The organism is Pseudoroseomonas ludipueritiae, from assembly GCF_014490445.1.
GTDB classification, from domain to species: Bacteria; Pseudomonadota; Alphaproteobacteria; order Acetobacterales; family Acetobacteraceae; genus Pseudoroseomonas; species Pseudoroseomonas ludipueritiae.
Window position 1 is genome coordinate 1 of the sequence record NZ_JACTUZ010000270.1, and the last position, 3,088, is coordinate 3,088.

The 3,088-nt window shown below is 73.3% G+C and carries 3 protein-coding genes and 1 pseudogene; 3 read left to right on the top strand and 1 reads right to left on the bottom strand.

Going from position 1 to position 3,088, the window contains the following annotated elements:
* Together rsfS and IBL25_RS25330 are read left to right on the top strand one after the other, a co-directional pair.
* Positions 1-406: pseudogene (rsfS, locus tag IBL25_RS27155) on the top strand (ribosome silencing factor); the annotation flags it as partial.
* Between the two features lie 206 nt (positions 407-612).
* A complete protein-coding gene (locus IBL25_RS25330) occupies positions 613-1,080 on the top strand; it encodes a 23S rRNA (pseudouridine(1915)-N(3))-methyltransferase RlmH (RefSeq protein ID WP_367615693.1) in 468 nt (155 codons plus the stop codon).
* On the opposite strand, the gene IBL25_RS25335 is transcribed toward IBL25_RS25330, so the two are convergent.
* Entirely contained in the window at positions 1,077-2,240 is a 1,164-nt protein-coding gene (locus IBL25_RS25335) for an AbrB family transcriptional regulator (RefSeq protein ID WP_187781221.1), read from the bottom strand. The genes IBL25_RS25330 and IBL25_RS25335 overlap by 4 nt on opposite strands.
* A 64-nt stretch (positions 2,241-2,304) precedes the next feature.
* On the opposite strand from IBL25_RS25335, the gene IBL25_RS25340 reads away from it, so the two are divergent.
* The gene (locus IBL25_RS25340; RefSeq protein ID WP_187781222.1) at positions 2,305-3,012 is read left to right on the top strand and encodes a lysophospholipid acyltransferase family protein; all 708 of its coding nucleotides are present in this window, start codon (positions 2,305-2,307) and stop codon (positions 3,010-3,012) included.
* Positions 3,013-3,088 lie beyond the last annotated feature (76 nt).

Here is a 3,088-nt window from a genome sequence, read left to right on the forward strand (position 1 = left end):
TGCCCGCGCCACGGCGGCCAAGGCCACCGCCGCCAAGGCCGGCCCGGCCCGCGCCGCCAAGCCGGCCGCGCCGCGCAAGAAGCTCTCCCCGCCCGAGGTGGATCGTCTGGTGCAGGTGGTCGTGGCCAGCCTGGAGGATGACAAGGCCGAGGATATCGTGGTGCTGGATGTGGCCACCCGCGCCACCTTCGCCGACCGCATGGTGATCGCCACCGGCCTGGTGGAGCGCCAGATCCAGGCCATGGCCGGCCATGTGGACCGGGCGCTGGGCGAGTTGGGCATCAAGCGCATCCGCACCGAAAGCTCGCCCGACTGGGTGCTGCTGGATGCCGGCGACCTGGTGGTGCACCTCTTCCGCCCGGAAGCGCGCGCCAATTACCGGCTGGAGAAGATGTGGGGCCCCGACAGCCCGGTGGATGGCCCGCTGGGCGAGGATAGCACCATGCCGCCGCTGAGCGACGAGGATGCCGCCGAGATCGCCGCCGACATGGGCCGCACCGGCCTCGACTTCGATGACGAGGGCATGCAGGTCGAGGACGAGGACCATGTCTCCGGCGAGGACCTGGGCGAGGACGACCTGAGCGACGACCTCGGCGACGACGTGATCGAGGAGTGAGCCGCGTCCCCCTTCTGCTGGCCGTGGGCCGGCTGAAGCCGGGGCCGGAGGCGGCGCTCTTCGCCCAGCACAATGCCCGCCTGCGCCCGCCGCTGACCGTGAAGGAAATTCCGGAAGCGCGCGGCTCCGCCGCCGAGATCCGGCGGCGGGAAGGCGCGGCGCTGCTGGCGGCGCTGCCGGAAGGCGCGCTGGCGGTGGCCATGGACCTCGGCGGCGCCACGCCGGATAGCGAGGAACTGGCGGCGCTGACGGCGAAATGGGACGAAAGCGGCCGGGTGGTCGCTTTCGTCATCGGCGGCGCCGAGGGGCTGGACCCCTCGGTGCTGGCGCGGGCGGAGCACAAGCTTTCCCTGGGGCGGCTGACCTGGCCCCATTTCCTGGTGCGCGGGCTGCTGGCCGAGCAGCTCTACCGCGCCCAGGCCATCCGCGCCGGGCATCCCTATCACCGCGCCTGGCGGCCCTAGAGGAAGCCGACCCGCCGCAGCAGCAGGCTGGCCGGCTGCACCAGCGCCATGGTCAGGAAGATGCGCACGAGATGGAAGGCCACCACCACCGGCACTTCCAGCAGCAGCGCCTTGGCGGTGATGGACATCTCGGCCACGCCGCCGGGCGCGGTGGCCAGCACCATGGTCGCCGGGTCCAAGCCGAAGGCGTGGCCCAGCGCCAGCCCCAGCAGCGCGCAGAGGGAGGTCAGCAGCAGCACATGCAGCATGGCCCCCGCCAGCAGCCGCCCGCCGCCGAGAAAGGCCGCGCGCTCGAACTGCACGCCGAGCTGGGCGCCCAGCAGCACCTGCGCCGCCGCCGTCAGCACCACGGGAATGCCGGTGATGCTGTTGCCCGTGGCGGTGAGCCCGACGCTGACCAGCAGCCCGCCCAGCATCCAGGAATTGCGCATGCCGATGCGCCGCAGCACCACCGCCGCCACCGCCCCGGCGGCCAGCAGCAGCGCGAAGCCGCCCGGGCGGAATTCCTGCGCCACCGCATTGCCCGCCAGGGCCGAGGCGCCCTGCACCCCCAGCAGCGCGAAGGCGGTGGGCACCATCACCACCACCCCCACCACCCGCAGCAGTTGCGCGATGGCCACCGCCGTGGGGCGGGCGCCATAGGCCTCGCCGATCAGGCTCATCTCCGCCACGCCGCCCGGGATGGAGCCGAAGAGGGCGCTGGGCCGGTCCATCCGCGCCAGCCGCCCCAGCAGGGGGGACAGCAGCACGCCGAGCGCCAGGGTCAGCAGGGCACTGGCCACCACCAGCGGCCCGTGCCGCGCGATATGGCCTGAGGCCTCGGGCGTGAAGAACAGCCCCAGCGCGCAGCCCACCACCAGCATGCCGGTGTTGCGCAGCGGCTGGCTGGCCTGCACCGGCAGCCCGGAGAGCCGCCCCGCCGCCACGAAGGCCAGCGCCCCCAGCAGCCAGGGCAGCGGCGTGCCGATGGAAAAGAAAGCCAGCCCGCCCAGCGCCGCCAGCAGGTAGCACAGCAGGTGCATGCCCAGCCCGCGCCAAGAGAAGGATGGCGGCGCGCGAAGGAAGGAAGGGCGATTCGGCATGTTGCGATGCAGATTACCTGCCACGGCCGCCGCCGCCACCCCGCCGGGGCTCCGCTCGCCCCCCGGGGCCGCGCTCAAGGTGCCTTCAGTTCCGCCACGGCCTCAGCCGTGCTAGGGCGCGCATTCCCATGATCCTGCACCCATGCTCCGCGCGCTGATTCGCCGCCCTGCCACCCAGGCTTTCCTGGCGGGACTGATCGGGCGTTACCTCGCCTTCTGTTACCGCACCACCCGCTGGTCCCTGATCGGCGAGGAACATATGCGCCCCTTTGCCGAGCGCGGCGCCCCGGTCATCATCGCCTTCTGGCACGAACGCCTGCCGATGATGCCGATGCTCTGGACCACCGTGTCCAGGATCTTCCCCGAGGCGGCGCACTGGCAGCCGCATGTGCTGGTCTCCCGCCACCGGGACGGCCGCTTCATCGGCGAGATCGTGGCGCGCTTCCGGCTGGTGATGGTGCATGGCTCCACCTCCCGCGGCGGCGCGGCGGCGCTGCGCTCGCTGACGCGGGTGCTGCGTGGCGGCAGCCCGGTGGCCATCACGCCGGATGGCCCGCGCGGCCCGCGCCGGGTGCCGGCGGAAGGCGTGGCCCAGCTCGCCGCCTTCGCCAAGGTGCCGGTGATGCCCACGGCGGCCGCCACCACCCGCCACCGCCTGCTGCCGAGCTGGGACCGCATGATGCTGCCCCTGCCCTTCTCGCGCGGCGTGCTGGTCTGCGGTCCCGCCGTGATCGTGGAAACGGCGGATGAGGCGGTGCTGGCCGCCATCGGCGCCGCGCTGACGGAGGCCTGCGACACCGCCGATGCCTGGGCCGCCGGCCGCCCGGCGCCGGAAGCCCGCTGCGTATGAGCCACCGCGCATGAACTGGGGCCAGTGGCTGAGCCGCCTGGCGGGCACGGTCGCGGGGCCGGTGCTGCCGCCGCTG

What these genes read in the sequence shown, in the direction of transcription:
- IBL25_RS25340 (WP_187781222.1), top strand. Translation starts at nt 2,305, where the DNA reads ATGCTCCGCGCGCTGATTCGCCGCCCTGCCACCCAGGCTTTCCTGGCG.